The sequence below is a fragment of the Thermicanus aegyptius DSM 12793 genome, from assembly GCF_000510645.1.
In the GTDB taxonomy this organism is placed as follows: Bacteria; Bacillota; Bacilli; order Thermicanales; family Thermicanaceae; genus Thermicanus; species Thermicanus aegyptius.
Map to the genome: position 1 here is coordinate 56,087 of NZ_KI783301.1, position 24,936 is coordinate 81,022.

The 24,936-nt window shown below is 48.6% G+C and carries 25 protein-coding genes; 14 read left to right on the plus strand and 11 right to left on the minus strand.

What is annotated here, in order from left to right; genetic code table 11:
• Nucleotides 1–92 precede the first annotated feature (92 nt).
• The 4 genes from THEAE_RS0100325 (at nucleotide 93) to THEAE_RS0100340 (ending at nucleotide 2,982) form a co-directional block, all read left to right on the plus strand.
• Nucleotides 93–1,052: an acetylxylan esterase gene (locus THEAE_RS0100325; RefSeq protein ID WP_028986176.1), complete on the plus strand. Its 960-nt coding sequence runs from the start codon at nucleotides 93–95 to the stop codon at nucleotides 1,050–1,052.
• Nucleotides 1,053–1,296: 244 nt separating this feature from the next.
• Nucleotides 1,297–1,746, plus strand: coding sequence for a MarR family winged helix-turn-helix transcriptional regulator (locus THEAE_RS0100330; RefSeq protein ID WP_028986177.1), 450 nt, complete (start codon nucleotides 1,297–1,299; stop codon nucleotides 1,744–1,746).
• Nucleotides 1,747–1,801: 55 nt separating this feature from the next.
• Nucleotides 1,802–2,668, plus strand: coding sequence for a permease (locus THEAE_RS0100335; protein WP_028986178.1), 867 nt, complete (start codon nucleotides 1,802–1,804; stop codon nucleotides 2,666–2,668).
• A gap of 119 nt (nucleotides 2,669–2,787) precedes the next feature.
• Entirely contained in the window at nucleotides 2,788–2,982 is a 195-nt protein-coding gene (locus tag THEAE_RS0100340) for a hypothetical protein (RefSeq protein ID WP_028986179.1), read from the plus strand.
• A 107-nt stretch (nucleotides 2,983–3,089) separates the two neighbouring features.
• On the opposite strand, the gene THEAE_RS0100345 is transcribed toward THEAE_RS0100340, so the two are convergent.
• The 3 genes from THEAE_RS0100345 to nfsA form a co-directional block, all read right to left on the minus strand.
• Entirely contained in the window at nucleotides 3,090–3,650 is a 561-nt protein-coding gene (locus THEAE_RS0100345) for a hemerythrin domain-containing protein (protein WP_425426362.1), read from the minus strand.
• Nucleotides 3,651–3,735: 85 nt separating this feature from the next.
• Nucleotides 3,736–4,455 (minus strand): iron-sulfur cluster repair di-iron protein, encoded by a 720-nt coding sequence (gene ric / locus THEAE_RS0100350; RefSeq protein WP_005586409.1) that lies wholly within the window; start codon nucleotides 4,453–4,455, stop codon nucleotides 3,736–3,738.
• 405 nt (nucleotides 4,456–4,860) lie between these two features.
• A complete protein-coding gene (nfsA, locus tag THEAE_RS0100355; protein ID WP_028986181.1) occupies nucleotides 4,861–5,598 on the minus strand; it encodes an oxygen-insensitive NADPH nitroreductase in 738 nt (245 codons plus the stop codon).
• Nucleotides 5,599–5,942: 344 nt separating this feature from the next.
• Here nfsA and THEAE_RS0100360 point away from each other — a divergent pair, with 344 nt between their 5' ends.
• From THEAE_RS0100360 to THEAE_RS0100395, 8 genes are all read left to right on the plus strand, one after another.
• The gene (locus tag THEAE_RS0100360) at nucleotides 5,943–7,133 is read left to right on the plus strand and encodes a MalY/PatB family protein (protein WP_028986182.1); all 1,191 of its coding nucleotides are present in this window, start codon (nucleotides 5,943–5,945) and stop codon (nucleotides 7,131–7,133) included.
• 156 nt (nucleotides 7,134–7,289) lie between these two features.
• Nucleotides 7,290–8,054: a DeoR/GlpR family DNA-binding transcription regulator gene (locus THEAE_RS0100365; protein WP_005586412.1), complete on the plus strand. Its 765-nt coding sequence runs from the start codon at nucleotides 7,290–7,292 to the stop codon at nucleotides 8,052–8,054.
• Between the two features lie 239 nt (nucleotides 8,055–8,293).
• Nucleotides 8,294–9,175: a carbohydrate ABC transporter permease gene (locus tag THEAE_RS0100370; RefSeq protein WP_028986183.1), complete on the plus strand. Its 882-nt coding sequence runs from the start codon at nucleotides 8,294–8,296 to the stop codon at nucleotides 9,173–9,175.
• Nucleotides 9,176–9,265: 90 nt separating this feature from the next.
• The gene (locus THEAE_RS0100375) at nucleotides 9,266–10,099 is read left to right on the plus strand and encodes a carbohydrate ABC transporter permease (RefSeq protein ID WP_211233456.1); all 834 of its coding nucleotides are present in this window, start codon (nucleotides 9,266–9,268) and stop codon (nucleotides 10,097–10,099) included.
• A gap of 95 nt (nucleotides 10,100–10,194) precedes the next feature.
• Complete coding sequence (locus THEAE_RS0100380; RefSeq protein WP_005586416.1) at nucleotides 10,195–11,565, plus strand: ABC transporter substrate-binding protein; 1,371 nt, start codon at nucleotides 10,195–10,197, stop codon at nucleotides 11,563–11,565.
• A 14-nt stretch (nucleotides 11,566–11,579) separates the two neighbouring features.
• On the plus strand, nucleotides 11,580–13,085 hold the full coding sequence (locus THEAE_RS19500; protein WP_052329644.1) for a CehA/McbA family metallohydrolase: 1,506 nt from the start codon (nucleotides 11,580–11,582) through the stop codon (nucleotides 13,083–13,085).
• 4 nt (nucleotides 13,086–13,089) lie between these two features.
• The gene (locus THEAE_RS0100390) at nucleotides 13,090–13,839 is read left to right on the plus strand and encodes an HAD family hydrolase (RefSeq protein WP_005586419.1); all 750 of its coding nucleotides are present in this window, start codon (nucleotides 13,090–13,092) and stop codon (nucleotides 13,837–13,839) included.
• A gap of 131 nt (nucleotides 13,840–13,970) precedes the next feature.
• Nucleotides 13,971–14,348 (plus strand): hypothetical protein, encoded by a 378-nt coding sequence (locus tag THEAE_RS0100395; protein ID WP_005586420.1) that lies wholly within the window; start codon nucleotides 13,971–13,973, stop codon nucleotides 14,346–14,348.
• Nucleotides 14,349–14,483: 135 nt separating this feature from the next.
• Here the strand turns inward: THEAE_RS0100395 and THEAE_RS0100400 are convergent, their stop codons facing one another.
• From THEAE_RS0100400 to THEAE_RS22325, 8 genes are all read right to left on the minus strand, one after another.
• Nucleotides 14,484–15,536: a hypothetical protein gene (locus THEAE_RS0100400; protein WP_005586421.1), complete on the minus strand. Its 1,053-nt coding sequence runs from the start codon at nucleotides 15,534–15,536 to the stop codon at nucleotides 14,484–14,486.
• A gap of 198 nt (nucleotides 15,537–15,734) precedes the next feature.
• A complete protein-coding gene (locus THEAE_RS21800) occupies nucleotides 15,735–16,538 on the minus strand; it encodes a dimethyl sulfoxide reductase anchor subunit family protein (protein WP_005586422.1) in 804 nt (267 codons plus the stop codon).
• Nucleotides 16,531–17,118 (minus strand): 4Fe-4S dicluster domain-containing protein, encoded by a 588-nt coding sequence (locus tag THEAE_RS0100410; RefSeq protein ID WP_039944154.1) that lies wholly within the window; start codon nucleotides 17,116–17,118, stop codon nucleotides 16,531–16,533. Before THEAE_RS0100410 ends, THEAE_RS21800 begins: the two co-directional genes overlap by 8 nt.
• A gap of 13 nt (nucleotides 17,119–17,131) precedes the next feature.
• On the minus strand, nucleotides 17,132–19,336 hold the full coding sequence (locus THEAE_RS0100415; protein ID WP_028986184.1) for a molybdopterin-dependent oxidoreductase: 2,205 nt from the start codon (nucleotides 19,334–19,336) through the stop codon (nucleotides 17,132–17,134).
• Entirely contained in the window at nucleotides 19,330–19,995 is a 666-nt protein-coding gene (locus THEAE_RS19510) for a TorD/DmsD family molecular chaperone (protein ID WP_052329646.1), read from the minus strand. The genes THEAE_RS0100415 and THEAE_RS19510 overlap by 7 nt, the downstream gene beginning before the upstream one ends.
• A complete protein-coding gene (locus tag THEAE_RS23205; RefSeq protein WP_028986185.1) occupies nucleotides 19,973–20,224 on the minus strand; it encodes a hypothetical protein in 252 nt (83 codons plus the stop codon). Before THEAE_RS23205 ends, THEAE_RS19510 begins: the two co-directional genes overlap by 23 nt.
• 216 nt (nucleotides 20,225–20,440) lie before the next feature.
• Entirely contained in the window at nucleotides 20,441–22,174 is a 1,734-nt protein-coding gene (locus tag THEAE_RS0100430; protein WP_028986186.1) for a PucR family transcriptional regulator, read from the minus strand.
• Between the two features lie 8 nt (nucleotides 22,175–22,182).
• Nucleotides 22,183–22,746: a 4Fe-4S dicluster domain-containing protein gene (locus THEAE_RS22325; protein WP_005586429.1), complete on the minus strand. Its 564-nt coding sequence runs from the start codon at nucleotides 22,744–22,746 to the stop codon at nucleotides 22,183–22,185.
• A 102-nt stretch (nucleotides 22,747–22,848) separates the two neighbouring features.
• Between THEAE_RS22325 and THEAE_RS23325 the strand changes: the two genes are divergently transcribed.
• Together THEAE_RS23325 and THEAE_RS19515 are read left to right on the plus strand one after the other, a co-directional pair.
• The gene (locus THEAE_RS23325) at nucleotides 22,849–23,178 is read left to right on the plus strand and encodes a molybdopterin-dependent oxidoreductase (protein WP_211233457.1); all 330 of its coding nucleotides are present in this window, start codon (nucleotides 22,849–22,851) and stop codon (nucleotides 23,176–23,178) included.
• A 43-nt stretch (nucleotides 23,179–23,221) separates the two neighbouring features.
• Nucleotides 23,222–24,898: a molybdopterin-containing oxidoreductase family protein gene (locus THEAE_RS19515; RefSeq protein ID WP_211233458.1), complete on the plus strand. Its 1,677-nt coding sequence runs from the start codon at nucleotides 23,222–23,224 to the stop codon at nucleotides 24,896–24,898.
• Nucleotides 24,899–24,936: the final 38 nt, after the last annotated feature.

A 24,936-nucleotide genomic window follows, 5' to 3' on the forward strand; every position in this document is an offset into this window, starting at 1 on the left:
ACTTGACGCTATGCGATTGACTAGATTTTTATCAAGTTGATAAGATCGTAATAGAGTATGCTGAGAGGAGACCAAATAGGGGGGTTGGCGCATTGATTAATGATATGCCTTTGGATCAGTTGTTCACCTATCAAGGGAGTAGCCCAAAACCGGCCGATTTTGATGAATATTGGCAAAGGGGACTTGATGAACTGAAAAAGCAGCCGTTGGATTATGAATTAATCCCGGCGGAAATACAAACCGATCTGGTAGAGAGCTTTCATTTGTATTTTACCGGAGTGGGTGGAGCAAGAATCCATTGTAAGCTGGTGAGACCGAAACGTTGGCAAAAAAAAGGACCGGGTATTGTCTATTTTCATGGGTATTCGGTGAATAGCGGAGATTGGCTTGATAAGATCGCTTACGCGGCACATGGGTTTACTGTGATCGCGATGGACTGCCGCGGTCAGGGGGGATTATCCGAGGACAATTTGACGGTGAAAGGGACCACCCTTAGAGGTCAAATCATTCGGGGATTAGATGACCCGAATCCGGACAACCTGTATTATAGGAATGTGTTCTTGGATACGGTGCAAACGACCTGGATCCTTATGTCGATGGAACAAGTTGACCCGGAACGTATCGGTGTTTTCGGATTTTCACAGGGAGGAGCCCTTACGGTAGCATGCGCCGCCTTAGAACCAAGAATAAAAATGGCGGTGGCAGGGTACCCCTTCCTCTCTGATTACAAAAGGATGATGGAGCTTGACATGAACCATTCCGCCTATGAGGAGATTGCTTATTATTTTAGGCAGTTTGATCCGAATCACGAGAGGGAAGAGGAGATTTTTCGTAAGTTGGGGTATATCGATATTCAGAATCTTGCCGACCGTATTCAGGCCAAGGTATTATGGGTTACCGGATTGGCCGATATCATATGCCCGCCTTCAACCCAGTTTGCAGCCTATAATAAGATAAAGTCTGAAAAAGAGATTCTTCTCTATCACGAGTATGGGCACGAATACCTGCCCAACATGGCGGATAAAATGTTTCAGAGATTCTTAAGGTTGTAAATTAAGGTTGTAAAAGCCGAAGCGGAGAAAGTTTTATTACGGATGCGCATCGACAGTTTTATAGACCATACCTATAATAGGTAATAGGAACATCCTTCTAAAGAAAAGGGGTTCGTCAAAGAGATTTGCGGGAACATGGATGGTTTAGCGTGGCGATGGACGTCATGCCGTATCCTGTTCTTTTTTTGTTTAATACTTGCAAATTGCAAATAAAAGGAGTATAATCCTCTCCGAGGTGAACATTGTGGAGGATTTAAGACCCATCTTTCAACTTCTCGAACGGAAATTAGGCTTTTTAAACGCAGAATGCTGCGACACCTGCTGCGGGCAAGAAATCTCAGTCATCCAAAGCCATATTCTTTATGAGATTCACCGGCGCCATCATCCCTCCATGCAGGAGGTGGCCGGTGCATTGGGGATGGATATCAGCACCTTTAGCCGTCAGATCAAAACCTTGGTGGAGAAAGGGATTGTGAAGAAGACGCCGAACCCAGACGACCAACGGGTTCAGAATTTATCCCTCACTCCCGAAGGGGTTAGTATGGAGAACCGTATTCATGATTATGTGAATACCCAATTGAATGCTCTTTTTTCCCGAATGACCCCCTTTGAGAGAGAGACGGTCCTCCGCTCCCTTCAGTTGCTGATCCAGACGATGGAGAAGGCTGGTTCTTGTTGTATTCCGCTAAGATAAAACGGTTTTTTCGGAGATATTTGCAATAATCAAGTAAATAGAAAGAGGGGTACCCATGATTTGGGAGATCGTGCAAAACTTCTTTTGGATTGGATTGGAATTAACCGCATTCTTTATTGGCATCACATTTCTCATCCAATTGTTACAAGGACTCATTCCCATAGAGAAGTTGAAAACGTACATGTTTAGCGAGAATGTATTTTTAGGTGCCGCCGTTTCTCTCCTTCTGGCCTTTGTAACCCCATTTTGCTCCTGTTCCACCATCCCGATCGTTGTCAGTTTGCTGAATCAGAAAATAAGATTTGGCTATGTGATGATCTTTCTGTTTGCTTCCCCGCTCCTGGATCCGACCATTTTCACATTAATGGCTGCGACTTTGGGCATAAAAGTATCCGTGGTTTATCTGATCACAACCTCCCTCTTCTCCGTTCTGATCGGTTTCATGCTTGAAAGGTTGAGATTTGAAAAGCAGGTGAAAAAAGTGATGGTTGCCGATCTACCCATGGTCGCGAACAAGTTGGATGCCAAGGGGACATTTATGGAGACAATTCATCTGCTGAAATCTGTCTATCCTTACTTAATCATTGGGGTTTTCTTAGGAGCCGTGATCCACGGCGCCGTTCCTGCCGAGTGGATCTCCATGTATCTGGGGGGAGGGCAATGGTGGCTTGTCACCTTAGCGGCACTGATCGGGATTCCCCTCTATATTCGACTATCTACCATGATTCCTATCTCTCAAATCTTGATTGCGAAAGGGATGGCCTTGGCTCCTGTCATGGCCCTTATCATCAGTTCCACCGGCGCAAGCCTGCCGGAAGTGGCCATGCTACACTCCATCTTCCATAAAAGATTGGTCGCTGCCTTTCTCCTCTCCGTCTTTTCGATGGCGACCCTCTCCGGACTGCTCTTCTATTTGCTATAGGTTTTACCTCTCAAGAAACTGGAATAGGAAGGCATTTCTCATCGTGTTTTTCTTTACTCTAGGTTTTAGTCCCGCAGCTACAGGGATTAAAATAATCGAATATAAAGGAGGATATGACCATGTTTAAATTATTTAAAAAAGAGCTTGCTTCTTCAAAGGACTCCTGTTGTAACGTGAAGATCCTGCCCGTAACAGAGGGATATCCCTCGGATAAAGTGAAGGTCGATGGACAGGACTCTTCTAGATCGATGAGGGGAGAAGGGGGATCAAAAGAAGTTACCAAAAGTTGTACAAGTTGCTGTTGTGTGGGATGAACGATCTTGGTGATGATGATTCAATTTTAAAAAGGGGGAAAAGCGAAGGCCTGCGCTTATCCCCCTTTTTGGGTCAGGAAATCGTCATCTCCCCAAACGATAATGAATCAGGAAAGACCGAACGCGCGGCTGAGCTCTTCCTTCTCCTCCGAGTTCAAGATGTTTTCCGCCATCGGAAAGAGCACGGTTTCTTCTTTCATGAAATGATCCGTTAAGACGGCATGAGCCTGAAGCGCATAGGAAGCGATCTCTTTCGCGCGGGCGGTATTTACCGGCTCCTTCACTTGTTCCACCGATTCACGAAACATCTTCAGGTTTAGCTTGGCCTGTTCATGTTCAAATTCCATCACGGCAATCGGCCCCGTTTCACTCCCGATGTATTTGGCCATGAGCGGAAAGAGGTATTCTTCCTCCCGTTCTGAGTGAGGGTCAAGCCCCCGGACAAAGGCATCCACCTTTTCTTTCAATCCGGAGAGCGCACGGCTCCAATCGGCTATTTCGTAAGACATCCCAATCTCCGCTGCCTCCCGGGCAAAGGAATTCATCTGTTCCCTGAGCGGTCCATGTTCGCGCTTAAGTTGCGCCAGCGGTTCGCAAAGTGTCATTTCTGTTCTCTGTCCTTGGCTTCCCGGCATCGTGCCGCCGCCATGATGAGGGATTTGACTCATACGATTCACTCCTTTGGGTAATCGTTCCATTCCTATGGATTCGCGGGTCACCAGGTCGTTTGAGATGATGTGACGTTGCCACAGTTCAAATTCGGCGCAAACTAGGATGCCCCAACCGTTGGAAAAGTACATTATTTTCCAGATGAATGTGCTGGAACATATCCGATTCCAATTCGACAAGCTTCTGAAACGACAAAGTGTACGTCCGGCATGCGCCCTCCGGCAGCCTGTAGTTGTCGGTGATCTGCCGCATTTCTTTTAATACATTGCCGACAGTGCTATGTTCGGCTTCCAACTTCACAATCGCTTCGGCTGCCTGGGATCGGGCGATTCGGTTCCCCGTCAGTTCGGCTTCTTTGATGAGGGGAAATACGGTTTCTTCTTCGGTGATCAGATGCTGCTCCAGTTCCATTTTCATTAAGTGGAAAAGATGATGGAGTTGGGCCAATTCACGATGTGCAGAGCCGTGAACCTGGAGAATTTTGGTGACAACCTCACTGAGCAAGGGCAATTCTTTGAGCAAATAGGCATGATGGGTTTGCACAATGTGGTCGATCAAATCGCTCAAAGGCGCTTCCCGCCAATCTTTATCCTTCTCCGGTTTTTGTTTGGCGTTGTGAAACAACCGATTCAATCGTTCCAAAAAAAGCCCTTCATCAATCTGTTGTTCACGCAGCGCTGTGGATAAGATGCGGTTTCCGCCACAGCAAAAATCGATCCGATATTCCTTAAACAAATTGCTTGCGCCGGGAAAAGAGGAAACAATGTCGCCAATCGTTTCGGATCCGGTAAATGGATACTCCATGTTTGGTCCTCAACCTCCTGAAATGCGATTTCAAAGAGTTGAATACGTCTGTGATAAGTTTACCTGGATCGGACTATAAATGCTGTGATGCGTATCACATAATTCCTTTTTTATTTTCAAATTTGAAAAGGCGTTAAAGGATCACTTTCATCGATTGACGATCCTCACCAATTCCTTTTCCATCACCCTGAGTTGACCGAAAAAAATAGGTTTTCCTCGGAACTGTCGACATCCCAAAGAGAGGAGAACCTACTTATGTCATCTGCGGAAAAGAAAGCAGCACAGAACCACCCTATATATAGCCACGAAAAAGAATCAGGGAGGTATTGAGCAAAACATGAAGAAAATCTAGCAAGCCGAAACCTATGATGACACGAGAGAGCTCTTCAATCAGATCCCACCATGTCACTCCAATCGAAACCCTTGCCCTTCCAGGAAGGAGCGCAGGTGCTTGCGGTTCGGTTGGCGCATGATGGCGGCCATTTCCTTCGACCATGTGGTATCCCGGCTATGATGGGTCCGATTCAAATAATAGCGCCTCATCATTTGGTCATATTCTTCAATCCCCTTTTTCGCTTTTTCAGGATCATAGCGGTTTTCGTGGTAAATCAACTCCAGGGGCAATCGTGGACGTTGTCCCGGGTCATGGTCGGGCATGCCAACGCACATGCCGAAGACGGGATAGACCAACTCCGGCAGATGAAGGAGCTTTGCCACCTCTTTGGGGTTATTGCGGATCCCGCCGATGTAGACAATCCCTAATCCCATCGATTCGGCAGCGATTGCGGCGTTTTGAGCCGCCAGCGCCGTGTCAACGGTGGCCACGATAAAGTTCTCCGTCGTACCGGCCACCATCTCCGTATCTTGCAGGGAACAAGCCACCTTGAGACGATGTAAGTCGGCACACCAAACGAGGAATAACGGGCACCGTTCGACGTATACTTGGTTACCCGCCAGGATGGCCAGTCGTTTTTTTACATTTGGGTCAGTTACGCCAATGACACTGTACGCTTGCATATGGTTGGAGGAAGAGGCCATCTGAGCCGATTGGATGATCGTTTCCACCTGCTCATTTGTCAAAGGGGTATCTTTATATTTTCTGATCGATCTGTGACTTTGGATTAGTTCAATGACTTGGTTCATGGGGATCACTTCTCCTTTTCCAAATGGTAGCTTGTCCCGGAAAGAATAGGTTTCAGATGTACCATACCCTCTTTTACGAGAGATGCTTCCCAAAATCATTTTCTTCTGCCTTCATTATCCTAATATTTAACAACCTGGTCAACATGCTTATATTTTAACGTGAGCTTTGATCGCTCGATCCGTTCATTCGCATATGCCCCGAGAGCGGATATGCATATTTTAATACCACGAATGAAGGGAATATGGTAAAATGATGGTACTGCAAATTGGATCTGGCCATCCGGTCATGAAATGTCACGACTTTTTTTCCTCATTTTAAAATCTTTTCATGTGGGGGAGTGCGCATGCCCTATTCCTTCGATGAAAAAGTGGAGATGAGACAAACCGGTTCCATCAAGTGGGAGCATCTCCATAAAATTTTTGGTGCCGAGGATTTGACCCCCATGTGGGTGGCCGATATGGATTTTAAAGGTCCGGAGCCTGTGATCGAGGCCGTGAAGCGGAGAGCGGAGCTTGGCATCTATGGCTATACCAAACCCCCGGAGTATCTCTTCGAGTCCGTCTCCCGTTGGATGGAGAACCGGCATGGTTGGTTTGTGTCGACCGAGTGGCTGAGCTACTCGCCGGGGGTTGTAACGGCGCTAAGCGCGAGTGTCCGGCTCTTTACCTCCGTGGGGGATCCTGTCGTCATTCAGCCTCCCGTATATCCCCCGTTCTTTAAGGTGGTAGAGGAGAACCGGCGGCAATTGGTCTTAAATCCGCTGAGATGGGTTGACGGGAAATATCGAATGGACTTTGATGATTTGCGGGAAAAGGTGAAGGTGAGCGGGGCGAAAATGCTTATTCTATGCAGTCCCCATAACCCGGTGGGACGGGTTTGGGAGAGAGAGGAATTGGAGGAGTTGGCCCAAATCTGTCTCGAGCATGATCTGATGGTCGTATCCGATGAAATCCATGCCGATCTGGTCTATAAACCGAACCGGCATATCCCGTTTCTTTCTCTTTCTGCGGAATTGGAAGAGAGAACCATCGTCTGTACGGCTCCCAGCAAAACCTTCAACATGGCGGGTCTTCAAGCCTCCTTCATCATCATCCCGAACCCGAACCTTCGGGAAAGTTTCAATGCCTATATGGAGAAGGAGCATCTGGCTGTCATCAACCCTTTTGCCGTGGTTGCCGCTGATGCGGCATATCGGCATGGCGACGAATGGTTGGATCAAGTGTTGGACTATCTCCGGGGCAATCTGGAGTTTCTGGTCGATTTTGTGGAAAAACGAATCCCCCCATTGAAGGTGATCCTCCCTGAAGGGACGTATTTGGTCTGGATCGATTTCCGACCCCTGGGACTTGCACCGGGTGAGTTACAAGAATTTCTGGTGAAGAAAGCGAAGGTCGCTTTAAACGCGGGCAGTACTTTCGGAGAGGAAGGAAAGGGATTTATGCGGATGAACATAGCCGCTCCCCGCTCCATCCTGGAAGAAGCCCTCATGAAGATCGAAACGGCCGTCGCATCAATAAAGCCTGCGGAACGGTAACAAAAGAAGAGGATGTATCAAGAAGGATGATGATAACTGGGGAAGGCTTTATACTTGTATGCACTTCCCCATCTTTTTTTTGTATGATATGATAAACAAAATAGGATTTATTTGTATTTATGTGGAATGGAGAGTAGGAGAGAGAGGAGATTTGGAGTGCTGGCATCGGAAAGGCATAGAGAAATCCTGGAGGAGCTGCGAAAAAATAAATCGGTGAAAGTATCCCAGCTGGTGGAGCGATTTAATGTATCGATTGAGACCATTCGCAGGGATTTGGAGTATCTTGAAAAAGAAGGATTGTTAAAAAGAGTTCATGGGGGAGCGGTCTTAGATGAGGTGAACAGTAGAGAGTTAAGCTATCTTGATCGCGAGACCAAAAATATCGACGAAAAAAGGGAGATCGCAGAACGGGCGATCCGGTTTGTCACCGAGGGACAATCGATTGCATTAGACGTGAGTACCACCAATACCGAATTTGCAAAAGCATTAAAGAATCACTTTAATCGATTGACGATCCTCACCAATTCCCTTCCGATCACCCTTGAGTTGGCCGAAAAACCCCATTTTACCGTTATACTCATTGGAGGCGTGTTGCGGAATGAGGAATTATGTACGGTTGGGGATATGGCTGCTCAGTTTCTATCTCAATTCAGGATCGATACTTTTTTTATGAGCATGAGCGGCATCTCTCTTTCCGAGGGATTAACCGATTATGGAATTGGAGAGGTACAGATTAAAAAGAAAATGATGGAAATTTCTCAGAGAAAAATCGTGTTGGCGGATAGCAGCAAATTTGATGTGATTTCCTTATTAAAGGTATGTGATTTTGAGCAGATCGACCAAATTATTACAGATTCTAAAGTGAATGAAAAGATTGTTGAGAAATACATAAACAGAGGGATTGAGATCATTTATAAGTAGCCATCTCCTCCTCCTATACTAAAAAACAATTAAAAACACGCTTTACATCATAAATACATGATGTAAAGCGTGTTTTTGTTTGTAAAAATATGCATTTACAATTTATTAACCATAAATTCACTCATTTTCAATACAGAAAAAGTAAAATGGAGGGGAGGTCAACGAGGGGGTCTTGGCGAAAAGTAGAACTTCGCGAGTTGGATTTATGTGGATATACACAGAAAGGAGGGTGGACATTGATTTCCGAAAAACAAAATCACTCATTCTTTACGGTGCTCATATATATCTCACCTGCCTTGGTGCCGTTAAGTCTCTTTTGGTTTTGGCCCATGCTCTATTCCCTCTATATAAGCTTTACGAATTGGGATTATATGAGTCCCACGTATGATATCGTCGGATTTCGGAACTACCTCAATCTATTCGGAGATCCGGAATTTTACCGTGTGCTGGGGAACACGTTTTATTTCACCGCGGGAACGGTGTTCCCGACTATGGTGGGAGGATTATTCTTCGCGGTCTTATTAAACAAGGAATTTAGAGGAAACCACCTGTACCAGGCGATCCTCTTCTCCCCGTGGGTTACGCCTACCGTTGCCGTTTCCATTGTATGGTCCTGGATTTTTCAACCGGAAGTTGGTTTGGCCAATTGGCTGCTCTCCCTTTTTCATCTTCCTAAGTTGGAATGGGCCGGCAGTTCAACTTGGGCCATGCCCATGATCCTCATCGTTACGGTCTGGAAGGGGGTGGGATGGGCCATGATCTTTTACCTGGATGCGTTAAAAAAAGTGCCGAAGGAACTCTATGAGTCTGCTGAGACGGATGGGGCATCCTGGTGGAGTAAATTAATCCACATTACCATCCCCCTCATTTCACCCACCTCTTTTTTCCTGGCGGTTATTCTCATGGTCGATGCATTGCAAGCCTTTGACCAGATTCAGATTTTAACGCAGGGGGGACCGGCCGGGAGCACCCGTACCCTTCTATATCTCTATTACCAGTCCGCCTTTGAGCAATTTAACATGGGAGAAGCAACAGCGGTTGCAACCATCTTGGTACTGCTGACGGCCATGTTATCCCTCGTTCAATTTATCATGGCGAAGCGTTGGGTTCATTATGAGTAACAGGAAGAAGAGGGTTCGAAGAAAAACCAACGGGCATGACCCATGGAACCCTTCATGATGAGTAAACGATGGGAAGGAGGTCTCCACCTGATGGTAAGCACATTGTCAAAAAATGTATTGCGACACATCCTGCTCTTTCTTTTATCCTTCTTCATTGCCTTTCCATTTTTGTGGATGGTAAGTAGTGCGATCAAAACGAAGGAGGAGATATGGCATTTTCCTCCCACATGGTGGCCGAAGGTTCCTCAATGGCATAATTTCATCGAAGCATGGAATTCCGCTCCTTTTGGATTATACATCTTTAACAGTACTTTTACCGCGCTCATAATTGTATGTTTACAGGTAGTCAATTCCTCCATGATGGCTTATGCCTTGACGCAATTGAAATTTAAGGGGAAAGAGGTTCTCTTCTTTAGCATTCTCGTCACCTATATGTTGCCGGTAGCCGCCACCTATGTACCCAGCTATATCCTTCTTGCCCATCTGGGCATGTTGGATTCCTATCAAGGAATTATTGTATCAAATGCCGTTAGCGTCTTTGGCATCTTTCTCATCAGGCAGGCATTCATGCAAATCTCGAAGGAGGTGATCGAAGCGGCCAAACTGGACGGGGCCGGGCACTGGACGCTTTTATGGAGAATTATGTTCCCATTAGGAAAATCAACCATAATCACGTTTGCATTCATCAGTTTTGTTCAGATGTATAACAACTACTTATGGCCATCCCTGATTCTGAGCAGCCAGGAGAAATTTTTAATTACGATCGGACTACGGCAATTTTTTATTGAGGATGGCGCCTATGGGATTAAATGGCCCCTCGTGATGGCCGCAAGCACATTTGCCATTTTTCCTTTATTGGTACTATTCTTCGTCGCGGAAAAGTGGTTCATCAAGGGGATAGGGGATCGGGGTGTGAAAGGCTAAAAATGAGGGTTGGTCACATGTTCAATGGGCAAACGAATTCCGAGTGGTATTTGATGGGGATTAAGAAGTGAGGATATTAAGGAGGTTTTAACGAGATGAAGAAAATGATTTTGTCTATGCTGACCCTTGCGTTGGTTCTCTCTATTTTGGTTGGATGTGGTTCCAATGTTCAGACGAGTAGTTCTCAAAACATCCAAGGAGACTCATCGAATCGTAACGCACCCGCCCAATCCAACACCTCAACCAATGCCACCGTATCCGAAAAACCTGTAGAAATTGAGTTTTGGTACGGTTTGGGAGGGAAATTGGGAGAGAATGTGGAGAAATTTATTCAGGAATTTAACGCCATGCAGAATGAAGTGAAAGTAAAGGGAGTTGCCCAAGGGAATTACACCGAGACCTACCAAAAACTGCAAGCCGGCATTGCCTCGAGAAAGGTTCCGGCGGCGGTTCTTTTAGATGCGAGCACAATACATGCCCTGGCCAATAAACAGGTGCTCGCATCCATGGATTCATTGATCAACGCGGATCAAAACTTTCATCCGGAAGATTTTGTTCACGCATTCTACAGTTTAGGAACGATCAATGGGTCGCAATATGCGTTACCGATTTACGGAACGACACAGGTTCTCTATTACCGGAAAGATTTCTTCGAGAAGGAAGGGATTTCTCCCGATGTGTTAAATACCTGGGAGTCCCTGAGCAAGGCGGCGGCCCAATTAACCAAGAAGAATGGGAATGAAGTTCAACGTTATGGCTGGGAGCCGATGTGGGGCAGTGGAAACTTAATTGATGCCGCCTTAAGCAACGGCGCAAAATTCGTAAGCGACGACGGAAAGAAGGTGCTCATCGATTCCCCCGAGTGGGTGGAGGCATGGGAATTTTTCCGCAAAGCGATTCATGAGGATAAAATCATGCGGATTCATTACGGTGGACAAGGCTGGGAGTACTGGTACAAGACCATTGATGATGTGATGCAGGGAAGGGCCGCAGGATATACCGGTTCCAGCGGGGATCAGGGAGATCTTGATTTCTCCATCATTGCCGCCCATACGCAGCCCGGTTGGGAGGGGAAGCCGGCCAAACCCATTGCAGGAGCTTTAATGGTAAGCATCCCGGCTCTTGCTTCTCCTGAAGAGCAGGCAGCCGCATTTCAATGGATCAAATTCTTTACCAGTCCGGAGAAGACGGCGGAGTGGTCCATGAATACCGGATACATCGCCGTTCGCAAATCGGCTCGTGAAGTAGAAGCTTATAAGAAATTTGCAGAAGAGCATCCCCAGATCCTCGTTCCTCTCAAACAGGCGGAAACCGCAAGCCCACTCTTTACTGATCCCACCGGTGGAAAGATTACGGATGCTCTCTCCAAAGCGGCGGATCGGGTGGAAATTGAAGGTGTGCCTGCCGCCGATGCCTTACGGGCCGCAAAAGAAGAAGCGCAAAAAGCATTGGATCAAGTGAAGTGAGGCGGAGATTCTTCATGGTTCATGAGATTTTTCATCAGCAAATTGGCGGTAGTCAGCTACCGCCCGTGTATACCCATTCGTTTCGGTTGGACGAGAAGGTAGATTGGCTCTCTTTCCAAGTCTCTCTCTTCCGGAAATGTTGGTTTGGGTTTTATGTGTGGGATCCTGACAGAGTTTTGCGCGTGCAATACCTGTATGGGCAAGCTCCCCCCATCCTTCTCCTTCACAGAGAACCGGAGAAATCAAGCGGTTTAACGTTATCCGGTGACCTTCCCTTGGGGGAATGGAAAATCGAAGTGACCGGTGTAGATACCCCGTTAAGCGAAGGTTCTCATCATCCCATTGAGTATCGAATCGAAATGAAGGGTGGCAGGGGAGAGCCTGAAGGGGGGCTCTCCATCCTTCCCCAGGGGTCACAGGTATGGGCGACAAAGGAGAAACAGAAGAATGGATTTGAACTTTTTGATTATCCATGGGAGCGGGAGATCGATAGCGATGAACGATGGTATAAAGGAGATTTTCACACCCATACCCGGTTTTCCGATGGGAAAATGAGTCCCAGAGAGGGGATGGATCAGGCGCTTAAAATGGGTTTAGACTTCTTTGTCGCGACGGATCACCATGTAGTCCCGACAGGCTGGATTGAAGATAAGGTGCTGGTTATTCCAGGAATCGAAGTCACTTCGACGAAGGGGCATTTTAATGCCTTGGGCATTCGCAAGTGGTTGGATTACCGTATTACTTCCCCTGATGGAGGGATGGAAAAGGAAGAAGGAATGATGAGGCTTCTGCGGGAGACGAGGGAAAATGGAGGACTCACATCGATTAACCATCCCCGGTTGGAACCATGGCATTGGCAATTTCGGGATACCCCATTGGAACTGATCGACACCATCGAGATCTGGAACGATCCCACCTACCCCTTCAACCCGCAAGCAACGGAAGAAGCGCTAAAGCTATGGAATCTTTTATGGAACGAGGGCTATCGGATCTGGGGGATTGGCGGGTCTGATTCCCATCTAAGGCCCGATGAAAGCTATACGGAAGGGGGAGAACCTTCCCTGATCGGGGATCCGGGAACCTACGTCTTTGCGGATGGGTTATCGGCTTCTAAAATCCTGGATGCCGTGAGGAAGGGAAGAGTCTACGTGTCGAGAGGCCCGCTCATGGACGTTTTTGTACAGATTGGCGAGAAGATCTTTCCCCTTGGCAGTGATATAACGGAGGGGCTAAACCGTTCGGAACAGGGCCGATTTACCTATGGGGTTCAACTTTCTTATTCTAGTTATCCCGTTATACTCCGGTGGGTTGTAAATGGGGAAGAGGTGTTTCACCAGGCGGTTACCGGCGATGGACTCTACCGGCAGAGTTTTGAATGGGGGGAGCGCGGGTACGATTGGATGAGGGTGGAGGTACGGGATGAGGAGGGAAGACTTCTCGCCTTTACCAATCCGATCTATCACGGAGAAAGGAAACCGCAGATTTTTACATGGGGAGAATTGCTAGAAAGGGCTAGGTAATCACTTGAGAGAGATCAGAGGAATCTTATTCGATAAGGACGGCACGCTATTAAACTTTCACACCTTTTGGCCGCCGATTGTGCTAGAGGTAATCGACAGGCTTTTGGAACGAATCGGGGCTCAAAAGAATGAAGGACTTAAGGAAGAATTGTTGAAAAGGATCGGATATGTGAACCACCAGATAGAGGAGTATGGAATTTTAGCCTCCGGCACAACAAAAGACTTGGCCGTAGCCTTCCAGAATGTCCTCGGCAACCGATCTGTTTTCCAGAGTCATTTAACTTTAGAAGATTGGCTCTCTGAGCAATTGAGAAGGTTGACACGTCAAAATCTGCACCGAATCAGACCAACCGCATCTTTTTCTAACCTGTTTCAACGTCTTAAAGGGGAAAAAATGCGCGTCGGCCTTTCCACCGCGGACGATTACGTGGCGACGATCTTAAGTTTAAAGCAATTAGGGATTTATTCCTTCTTTGACTTTATCGGCACCTCTGATCGGTATAAAGGCAAGCCGGATCCGGAAATGTTTTCCGCTTTCTGTGAAAAATTAGGATTAGCTGCTTCCGAAGTAGCTGTGGTAGGGGATACCGTGACGGATCTGTTGTTTGCCAGGAATGGCGGAGCCGGGCTGGTGATCGGCGTCTTATCCGGGGTTGGGAACAAAGAAGTTTTAGAGAAAGAGGCCGATTTTCTTCTCCCTTCCGTCTCCGGTTTAATCAGAGCGGATGGGCGTTTCATCTGGGACGGTGTATGAATTGTCCAATAAAGCAGTTCATCTTTTATTGACGATGGAAAGATCATCCTTAATAATGAATATATTCCTTCACTTTCAACACGAGAGGGATGATTCAGCTCAGTTTTAATACAAAAGGGAGAGAGTGTACGATGAAAAAACTGATTTCCATCGTCGTGATAGGGTTGGTATGGCTGTTGCCCGGCTGTGGAGGGAACCCATTGCTTCAACCTGATTCGCCGACGAACACCTCTTTGCTTGTGATGCAAGCGGTGAGGACCAATGACTTCATGTCATACCGGTCCCTTTTTAGTGAAAGGCGCAAGGAGTACGCCTCCCGCGAAACGTTTGACCGGTTGAGAGGGATGTATGGTGGCGGTGCGGAATTTTCCCATTATGAGCTCGTCACCCTTGCTAGCGGGGAGATGGCTTTGGTTCGCCTCACGCCGAAAAATAACGCAGGAAGAGTGGAGGTCGAGGATGTGATCATCGTTCCGGAGGAAATGAGAAAACTGTTCCGTTTGGAATAAGGGGTACTCAAGCGAAAGAAAGCATCGGCGGCAGTTAAGCACTTATCCACAGAATGTGCATAACGAGTTGTGGATTTTGTGGATAATGGTTCTTTTTGAGGCGAGCCGCTTAAAAGCGGATAGGATGTATCCGGCTTAGCGATGAGAATAAGAGTGCAGAATCCCTCTCCCTTCTAGGAACCTTGTGCCGGGCGCATCCTCCAATGAAATGCATCGATCCCAACATACCTCTTCACAAAGTTTGCAGGCGAGGCAACGGAAAGGGGTTAGGTAGACCAGGGTTTCCTCTTCCGTCTCTACCTGTTCCAAAGCCTGAGTGGGGCAGAGAAGAGAACAAGCGTGGCAAGGTTCGCACGTTTCGCGGATCATGGGGAGCTGGACGGAAATCTTTTGGGCCACCTCCTCATCCTCGTGAAGGATTTGGAGGAGGAAAGCTCTTCGTTCTCCATATGGCCGGTCATCTTTGCTGAAAAGGGTTTGGTGGAGTCCGGTTTCTTCTTTTATCATCGGCAATAGATTAGGAGATTTCATCCATTCTTTTATTGCTTCCTTCGGAGTCTCTTTGATTTCGTGGAAGAAGGAGGTGAGGAATTGGCGCCGGCCGAGGTCCAGTGCTTTTTTCTCTTCCTTTTTATTCCTCTCTTTTATGGGAGGGGAGAGGAGAATGGGGACCTCTCTCCCCATAATCTCTTCTGCTCTATTCATCCTTTCTTTCCAGATTTGTTCACCCTCAGGCGTTGGGCATGTTGTGCAAGTACCTGGAGGCAGATAGATGGAGAGGGACGGGAAGCTCTTCATGAGTCCGACCCATATCTCCCAGGAGAGGAGGGCGAGGCAGGGGAGCCGGATAACCGGGAGGGAATGAGGGAGGACCGGCGAGCGGGAGCAGGCCAGTATAAATCCTCCCTCTTCCTGTACGGCCTCCTTAGCCAAGTCGATGATTTCCCGAAGGGAGGGGTGTTTCCATGTCAGAGCTTCGGTGGGACAGACGGCGGCGCATAAACTGCAGACCAAGCAGTCGGTTATATGAATCTCCCCATCGGATATTGAGATTCCCTGGGTGGGACAAACCTCCTGACAGGCGTGGCATGAACTGTTGTCGGAACGCACCCGGGCGCAGCGCTTCGGATCAATGGAAAGAGGCGACAATTTTTGTTCCAAAAGACTCAACCACCCTAGCCCAAACATCTTTCTTCCTCCTTTCTTCACCGGGAAGGATTAAAGACGAGCAGATCTCACCGCTCGGGGGTTCGCTTCGACACGAATTGTGTCGGCATTCAGCTCTGACCATTTTCCATCCTCGACGCCCATATAAGTTCGCTTCGATACGATTGTTGTCGGCATTCCCGGTCTTCTAGCCTGTTTTCCGGTGAATTTGGTAAAATCTTACAAGTGAATTGCCGTTTCATAGAAAAGGATTCGCCCCATAACCTCACTGATCAGGAGAAGGGTAAAGGGAAGGCCCATTGCGACCAGGGAGCCTCTCTTCATTACGTTCACCCGGATGAGCAGGAGATAGGCAAGGATAAAGGTAAGTCCCCGAATCCAGAAGAAGGGGTCATTCAGCATCAGATGGGCGGCTAGGTTTGCTTCCGGGAGTCCGGCAAGAAGGGCGGTTACATAAAGGACGAAGAGGAGAAAGGCAAGGGTCATCCCTCTGAGCACCAGGGATGAGAAGGAAACCTTTGGTTCCCGGCGCCAAGTCAGAAATACGCCTGCCGTAAAGGGTCCCAACATGAAAGCTGTGAGAAAGAAGGAGAGGGTCGGAAAGGCGTTGTTCCAGGCCGGAACGGCCGGGATGGTGTAAATCATGGCCGAGGAGATGAGGGTCGCCACGCCGAAAAATGCGGAAAGAATGCCGGACCATCTCCTCAAGATCCTTCTTTCCCACCGCCAGGCGAAGGTGTAAAGGAGAACAAACAGGATGAAAAGTGCGAAAAAGGTGACTTCCCGGCTGAGCCAGGATTCTCTAAAGTTCGCCAATGCCCGATAAGCTTCAAAGGGATGGCCCAGATGGAAGAGGGAGGCGAGCACAGCCGCCATTGAGATTCCGGCAAAGATGCCGTTGAGCAGGAACCCGGTTTTTAGGGAGGGGCTTTTCCCTTTCAAATCGAGTATCCACAGCGTGATAAATCCCCCGATGGCGATTTGTGAGAGGATGGTGAATAGGACAAGGGGCATTTCATTCATGATTTAACCCTCCTTGGAAATTGGATTGTAGGAATTGCAACCCGGTCTTCGGCAGGACGAAACGGGTGCTGGGGTGGGTGATGGACGGATCGGCATATCCGGGAACCCGATCCACCAGATCCCCCCTATTTTCCTTCTCCATATCTACGATCTCGATGGCTTCCATGGGGCATTTCAAAACACAGATGGGCAGTTCCCCTTTGTCTAGTCGCTCGAAGCAGAGACTGCACTTATCCGCCTTCTTCTTCACAGGATCGAACTGGGGCACACCGTAGGGACATGCTTTTATACACATCTTGCAGCCGATGCAGCGGTCCTGATGGTGGACGACGATGCCGTCTTCTCTTTTGGAGTAAGCGCCCACAGGACATGCCTTTTTACAAGCGGGGTCATCGCAGTGATTGCAGGCGGTGGAGAGGTAGGCACGCGTAGGTGCGCCGGTAATGGTTTCGGGCATTTCTTTAACCCTTCTCCGTACCATGCCCGGCTGAAGCCGGTAATAGCTCTTACAGGCGAGGGTACAGGCACTGCAGCCAATACAACGATCCATGTGGATGACAAATGCATACCGTTTACCCATTTTCTCTTCCTCCTTACGCCTTTTCAATCGTTACGAAATTGTCGTGAAAGGCGATGCCGGGCATCCCGGTTTGGAATCTTCCCATATCGGCAGGTATCGCTTTTACGGTGTAATTCACGTTGTAATCCTTTCCCTTGTACCAGGCCTCATAAACGGCAATGGTATCCATCGGCACGGTTTGGGTGATCTTGGCCGGGGCGATAAAGTAACCCAGGTCGTTATACACCTTCACGAAATCTCCTTCGCGAATCCCTTTTTCCCGGGCGAGAACGGGGTTCATCTCAACAAAAGGAGTATCATGTATGTTTTCCATCCAGTCCAGGTTTTGGAATTGACTGTGCAGTCCGTATTTCCAATGGGGCGAGATGAGGCGGATAGGGTATTCTTTCGGTTTTTTCATCTCTTCTACATAGACGGGGAGAGGATGGTTCCCAAACTGGACGGCTTTATCCGACCAGAATTCATATTTTCCCGATGGGGTGGTAAATTTCAGATCTTTCCATGCCGTTTCCATCCCGATGGCTTTCGCCGTCCCGTTTTTATAGAGATCCTTCCAGCTTGTCAAACCAAACATCTTGCAGATGTTATCGTTAAATTCTTTCCCTACCCATTCTTCCAGATCGCCGGAGGTGGGGTAGGTGCAGGAGCCCGGTTCAAGCTCATTTAGTTTCTTGGAAAGTCCCATAGCAATCTCCACATCGCTTTTCGTTTCGTGGAGGGGCTTAATCGCCTGCTGATTTAGGTTGATCCAATAATGCCAGTAACTTACGTTAATACCCGGCGTTTCAAAAGGGGTGGTCACCGGAAGGACGATGTCGGACATGGCGACGGTACGATTCATGAAGAGATCGGCGGTCACGACGAGGTCCATCGCTTCGAAGGCTTTCTTTACCACTTCGGCTTCCGGATCCTGAGAGAGGGGATTGCGGCAGGCGATCCAGAGCATTTTTATGGGAGGATCGTCGGCAGCCAAAACTTCCGCGCCGAAATTGTTAATGTTGATCAAGCGGTCCTTTTCCCCTTGGCTCCCTTCCGGAGGTTTTTGTCCCATGGCGTGATAATTAAATCCCCAGGTGACGAGCTGGGCGTAATTTACTCCCCCTCCGAGAATCCCGATATTGCCGGTCATGGCCCCCAGGGCGTCGATGGCCCGGACGTTGGCACCGCCGTTGGTGTGGCGCTGCATGCCATAGCCGATCCAGATGTTGGCCGGTTTCGTCGTTGCATATTCCCTGGCTAAACGTTCAATGACCGGGACAGGGACCCCCGTCTTTTCCGCAGCCCATTCTACGGTGATGTTTTCTTTCAGGTAGGCAAAGAATTCCTGGTACCCCTTCGCATTCCGCTTAAGCCATTCGCTATCGTAGAGGGCGTGGTCCAGGATATAGCGGGCCATCCCTAGGGCCAAAGCGCCATCGGTACTTGCCCTGATCTGGATATATTCATCGGCTTTGGCGGCCGTCTGGGTGAGCAGGGGATCGATCACCACCACTTTGCATCCCTTTTCCTTTGCCCTCTCCACGATGGCCATGGAGTGAACGGCGCACCAGGCCGGGTTCGCGCCCCAGATGATCAGATATTTGGAATGAACCATCTGTTCCGGATCCGAATTGAAGATCATTCCCATGTCGAAAGACTGGGAATCGATCCCTGCCGGCCAGCAAGGAGTTCCGGTAGCCCGGGTGGTGTAACCGATGCTGGACATCATCCCCTCTATCCCGTAATTCAGGATGTTAAAGTTGCCTGAGTATTTGTTGAGGCAGATGGGCAGGGTGCTGCCGTATTTTTTCTTAATATCCAATATTGTAGTGGCAATCTGGGTGAAGGCTTCGTCCCAACTGATCCGCTCCCAATTTCCGCTGCCCCTACCCTTTTGCCGCATAGGGTATTTAATCCGGTCCGGAGAATAGACCATGCGGGGATAGGAATTTCCTTTGACACAGAGCCGACCGTTGGTGTAGGTGTTCTTTTCGTTTCCGGTTACGAAGGTGATGACCCCATCCTTTACGGTGGTTACCATGGAACAGGTATCGTAGCAATTGCGGGGGCAAGCGTTAAAAAACGTCATTTCCTTGCCTGCCGCCCTTCCCTTATTGGGAGCTAGTCCCATCAGTTTAAATTCTTTCGCCGCCCCCATACCGGCCATGGCTCCTAGGGTTGCGCCCACCGCCGCCCCTACTTTTAAAAATGTGCGCCGGGTTAATTTTTCATTTAGCATGTGTTGATCCTCCTTTCGCTTCGTTGTGAGACACTCAAGCGGTCTTGCCGTGTTTCTTCCTCCAAAAATCCTTCCAGGAGGAAGGCCATCGCTTGGCAGATGGGATGTTTTGTGGATGCGTGAATCAATTCACAATGTGCGGGGCACCAAGGAAGAAGATGTTCCTTCACGAACCGGTTATACAAGACGGGGAAGTGTTCTTGGTCCCCATGAGCCAAAAGGTAGCAAAGAAATTCCAGCTCCAGGGCCAGGTGGTCGTCGGGATCTCTCCCCTCATGGGCAACTTGAAGCCCCGCCTGGGAGTAAAAGGAGCGTACCGCCAGGGTTTCTTTCTGCATCAGGCTTCTCTCCGGATTCCGGTAGCTGGATTCATAAGGGGAAGCAAGTAGCCTGCCGGGGCCCACAAAGAGCCGGTTAAATTCGAAGGGGAGCGATTCGGTCTCCTCATCCGTCACCTGTTGCAAAAGTTCCAATCCCTTCATAATGGAAGCAGGGACGGGTTCTTCACCCTTCCATAAGGAAACGTATTCCTTTAGGGAGGAGGCCGTTATTCTCCATCCCTCCGCGTTCCACGACAGCAAGATCCCGGAGTAATAGCGCATCAGCAGGAAGAGAAGGGGGAAAGGATCGCGTGGATTAAATGTTTGGCTTTGTTCCACTTTCACCGCCTCCACTCTGAACATATTTTTGGATGAGAGATTCAAAAACCCTCTGTTGCGCTTCCGTAATCTTGTAGATTTTCTCCACGTGAGGCAACGGATTTCCTTGATACGTTTGATTCATGGAACCACTTTCGATTCTCGGCGAGGAAGGATTCTCACCGGAGCAGGCCGCAAGAAAAAGGAGACCCAGGAGAAGAAATAAGGGAATGATTCGTTTTACGTCCATGTGACTCACCTCCGGTTCTGGGAGAATTGTAGCATGGAGACGATTGTGGAAATCGCTATAAATAGGGGCGATTGGTTGGAGAGAATTCCTTTTCGGCAGGAAAAGAGCCGATTGTTCGCAATTTGGTCAAAAAAAAACCACAAGTTTTTTAACTTGGGTTTTTTCTACGTTCCTGCAAAACATTCGTTGTTTCCTTGCCAACGATGCTGGCTATGCTCATGGTTTATGGACCATCTGAAAGATTTTTAAGGCGGCGAATAAATTAAGCAGGTCCTCATAGGAGTTTAGATTTAGATGTAAGAGGTGTTCGATCTTCTTTAGGCGATTCCGCAACGTATTGGGATGGATATAGAGGAGGTCGGCGGTCCGGTTGATATCTCCATCGGATCGGAAAAAGGCCTCCAGCGTTTTCATCAGAATTCCATCGTTTTCCCGGTCGTATTCCAGTAGTTCCACCAGGTATTCCCGATAGAAATCGTTGAGAATTTCTTGATGGATATAGGAGAGGAGACGGATCAGCCCCAGTTCATCAAAGGAGATGACGGGCTCTGTTTTATTGAGAAATTTCCCCATTTCTAAGGCGATTTTTGCTTCCTGGTAGCTGCGGTAAAGGTCAAGGTTGGAAGGATAAATTCTACCGATGCCGACGGAAAACGATGTTTCCGGAAATAGGGGCGTGAGATATCTCCTCAAGTCCCTTGCCGTCATCTTCAACCATTCTTTCTCTTCCTTCCTTCCCCGTTCCAAGGAGTCAAAGAGGAGAATCACCAGTTGGTTTTGCAATGGAGTAATGACGGTGTTTAATGAAGACCTCCTACAGAAAACCTCAGCTTCCGATTTTATGCCTTCCCATTCGATTTCTCTCTTCCTTGTTCCTCCGAAAGGCTTTGCTTCCAGGACCATCAGGAGAACCGGCTTGGTAAAATCCCAACCCCAGTACCTGCCCTGGGTGATGAGCGTCTCTTCCGAATCAAATTGGTTAAAGAGCAGGTCGTGAAGGAAATGATTTTTATATTTTTTATGGGTCTCGGCGATTTCCGCATCCAGGAAAAGACGAAATGAAAGGGCCGAAACCGCCTGCCGGACGAGTTCAAGGGTAAGGTCCGTTATGCTTCCCTGTTCCTGTCGGATGAGGAGAAAGCCCAATTCTACCCCCTCCTTTTTGATCGGGAAAAGATAGTAGCTCTTTCCCCCATTCTCGAGATAGACAAAGGTGTAATTTTTCTCCTGTTTTTCCCACCTGAGATATTCCCGCCTCATAGGATGAAAGGAAGTAAATTCTTCCGCATTCTCCATGGAGGGGTGAAGTTGAAAGGAGGGGGTGAGGAGGAGAAGGGGATGGCCGATCAGGGTTTCCAGGCGGCGCAGCATCTCATGCAGGGGATTACGATTCGCCATCTCCAACCAATAGCGGAGCGATTCTTCCCAAACGTAATGAAAAAGCCCCAGGGCTTTCATTCTGGACATTTCCTCAATTTTTCGCTTCAGGTTTTCCTCGTCTCTCTCTCGAAGGAAAAGAAGAGGTTTTCCTAGGTTATCGATCTTTTCCCGAATGGAAACGGGAATGTAGATTGTCTCGTGCTGGTACAGAAGAATCCCCTTTACTTCCTCCAACTGTAAGAAGTCAGGCAGTTCTTGCCGGTTTACCTTCTCCGCCGCCAGGAGAAGAAGGGAGGCTTTTCCTTCTTTTTTCAGGGGAGGAGGGAGCGTCCCGTTCTCCCCGGCTAGGGAGGGAGGCTCCTCTGGGAGACGATGGGGGTCTCTTTTTTCCGGAGGAAGGAGGGAATTTGTTTTCTGAAAAGAACAGGGACTGCCGGCCTGTTTGGAGTTCGGGAGCGAATCGGTGATGAGGAGGAAGGATTTCTCCTTTCCGCTCCAGCCGGCCAGGATCTCCACATGATGAAAGGGGGATCCCATGAGCAGTTCCTGAAACGTAAGGGGGGTATCCATGGTTTCCTCTAATCTCCTTTCTCTGCCCAAAAGCAAACGGGTTCATCCTTCTTTTCGACGAAACGGATGGAGGGGCGGGTGAGGCTCCGCATTTCGTAATCATGAAGGATCTCTTGGTAGTTTAACGCCTCCGCGCTGTTTAAATCGATAATGGAAATAGCTCCCATAATACAGTTGGCGACGCAAATCGGCAGTTCTCCCCTCTTCTGCCTTTCGGCACACATATCGCACTTATCCGCTCTTCCTGTCTCAGGTAACATGGAGATGGCTCCGAAGGGACAAACGGTGACACATTTTCCGCATCCTGAGCATAGGGAAGAGTTTAAAATGACAATTCCATTCCGGTCTTTCCGGATAGACCGTTCCGGACAGATGGCCATACAGGCAGGATTGGCGCAATGGTTACAGGCCATGGAGAGGTAGGCGAAGATATTCCCATCCTGGTGAGCCAGAGAAGTTACTCTTCTTCGGTGCGTTTCCTTTCTTCCCCGCTCATTCCTGCAGGCAAATTCACAGGTTCTGCAGCCAATGCATTTTTCGGTATCGATGAGAAAGCCCAGCTGTTTATCCATTTTTCTTCATTTTCTCTCCATTATTTCTTCGCTATAATGATTATAAGGGATTCCGGATCGGTTTTGTGTCACAGAATCGGCAACTTTTCGGGAGGGGAGAGCGTGGAAGAGGCCTATCGGATCACCAGGCATGTATGCCCACGCAATTGTTACAGCAACTGCAGCCTTCTTGGATTTACCAGGGATGGCAAATTGGAGAAAGTGAGCGGAGACCCCTTGCACGGTTATACGAAAGGGAAGCTTTGCCCCAAAGGCTTTAACTATGTGAATTTGGTTTATCACCCGGAGCGGATACAAACCCCCATGATTCAGGAAAGGAGGGGAAGTGGAAAGTGGAGACGGATCTCATGGGAGGAGGCGATCGAGAGGATTACCGGAAAGATGATCGAACTGTACCGAAGGTATGGTTCACATCTCTCTCGCTCTGAATAAGTATTCGGGGAACTTCGGCATTTTGCATCAGGCGGTGGAAGGGATGTTTAACAGTTTGGGCCCGACGACCCGGGCGGTGGGTTCCCCCTGCTGGTCCTCGGGGCTCGATGCCTTCTATTATGACTTTGGCGAGCACAGGACCTCGGATTTGGAGGAGATGATGCAGGCGGATACCATTGTGTTGTGGGGGATCAACCCGGTCTGGACTTCGATTCATGCTCTTCCCTTTCTCTATCGAGCAAAGGAACGGGGAGCCACACTGATCACCATCGATCCGATCTATACCGCGACGGCGAAGAAGTCTGATCTTTACATCCAGGTAAAGCCTGGAGGAGATGGAGCTCTCGCCATCGCCGTCGCCAAAATGCTGATGGAGAAAGGCGAGATTGATTTCCGTTTTATCGCGGAGCATACGGTAGGGTGGGAGGAGCTTCGCTTCGAACTGGAGAACATTTCCATGGAGAAAGCTTTGCTTCAGGCGGGTCAGCGGCGGGAGACGGTGGAAAGATTAGCCTCCTTCATGGGGAAGGACCGCAATCTGTTTATTTGGATCGGCTTTGGATTACAGCGCCACCGAAACGGGGGACAGAATATCCGTTCCATCAATGCGTTGGCGGCCATGACCGGAAATATCGGAAAGAAGGGGAGCGGAGTCCATTTTGCCCACGATCCCGCATGGAAGTTTCCCCATCGGATTACGAAACATATTCCTGCAGGGTTTGAGGAGAAAGAGATCATCCGGCCCGTCGATATCAATAATTTCGCAGAGGAGCTGCTTCGCATGGAGGATCCTCCGGTGAAACTTCTCTGGATTTCCTGCCGCAATCTTCTTACGCAAAATCCGGACCGGGCCCTTCTGGAAAAGGTTCTTTCCTCGATGGAGATGATTATCACGGTCGATCTCTTCCTCACACCCACGGCTTCCATTTCCGACATCGTGCTGCCTGCTGCGACCCCTTTTGAGGAGTGGGATTTGGTTGCAAGCTATTGGCATCATTGGATCAGCATCAACCAACCGGCCATCGCCCCTTATGGCGAGAGCAAAAGCGATCTGGAGATTGCAAAGGCGATTGCGAAGCGGCTCAATGAACGATCTCCCGGAATGAGCGCCTTTCCGTGGTGGAAGTCGGCAGAAGAGTTTATCGAGGAGGAATTTACGGAGGAAATTTGTGCTAAGCTTCACATCTCCCATTGGCGTGAGCTGTTAAATGGCCCCAGGAAGATTCTCGGAGAAGAGACCGCCTGGGAAGGCCATCGTTTCTCAACCCCGTCCGGAAAATTTGAATTCTTCTCAAGCCGGGCGAAAGAAGCGGGTCTTCCGCCCCTTTCCATGCAATTATCGGAGAGTAAGGTGGAGGAGAAGTATCCTTATGTGCTCCTCATCATCCATGATCCCTACCGATTAAACTCCCAATTCCAGAATATCCCGGCGTTAAAAAAGGCAAGCGGGGAACCCTTTTTTCTAATTCACCCTTCGCTGGCGAAAAAGAAGGGGATCGAACCGGGCAGGATGGTGCGGATTTATAACGATTACGGAGAGGTCTTGTTACGTGCCTATCCATCGATAGAAATTTCTCCGGATACACTGCAATTGATCAATGGGAGCAGACTTCCCATTAATCGACTGATCCCTTTTATTCCCAGTGATATGGGAAGGGCGGTAACCGGGGCGAGCGGCATGGCTTTCAATGATACCCGGGTAGAAATCGAAAAGATATGAAGAATTGACACGGGAGATTAGCAGGATCCGGAACGATA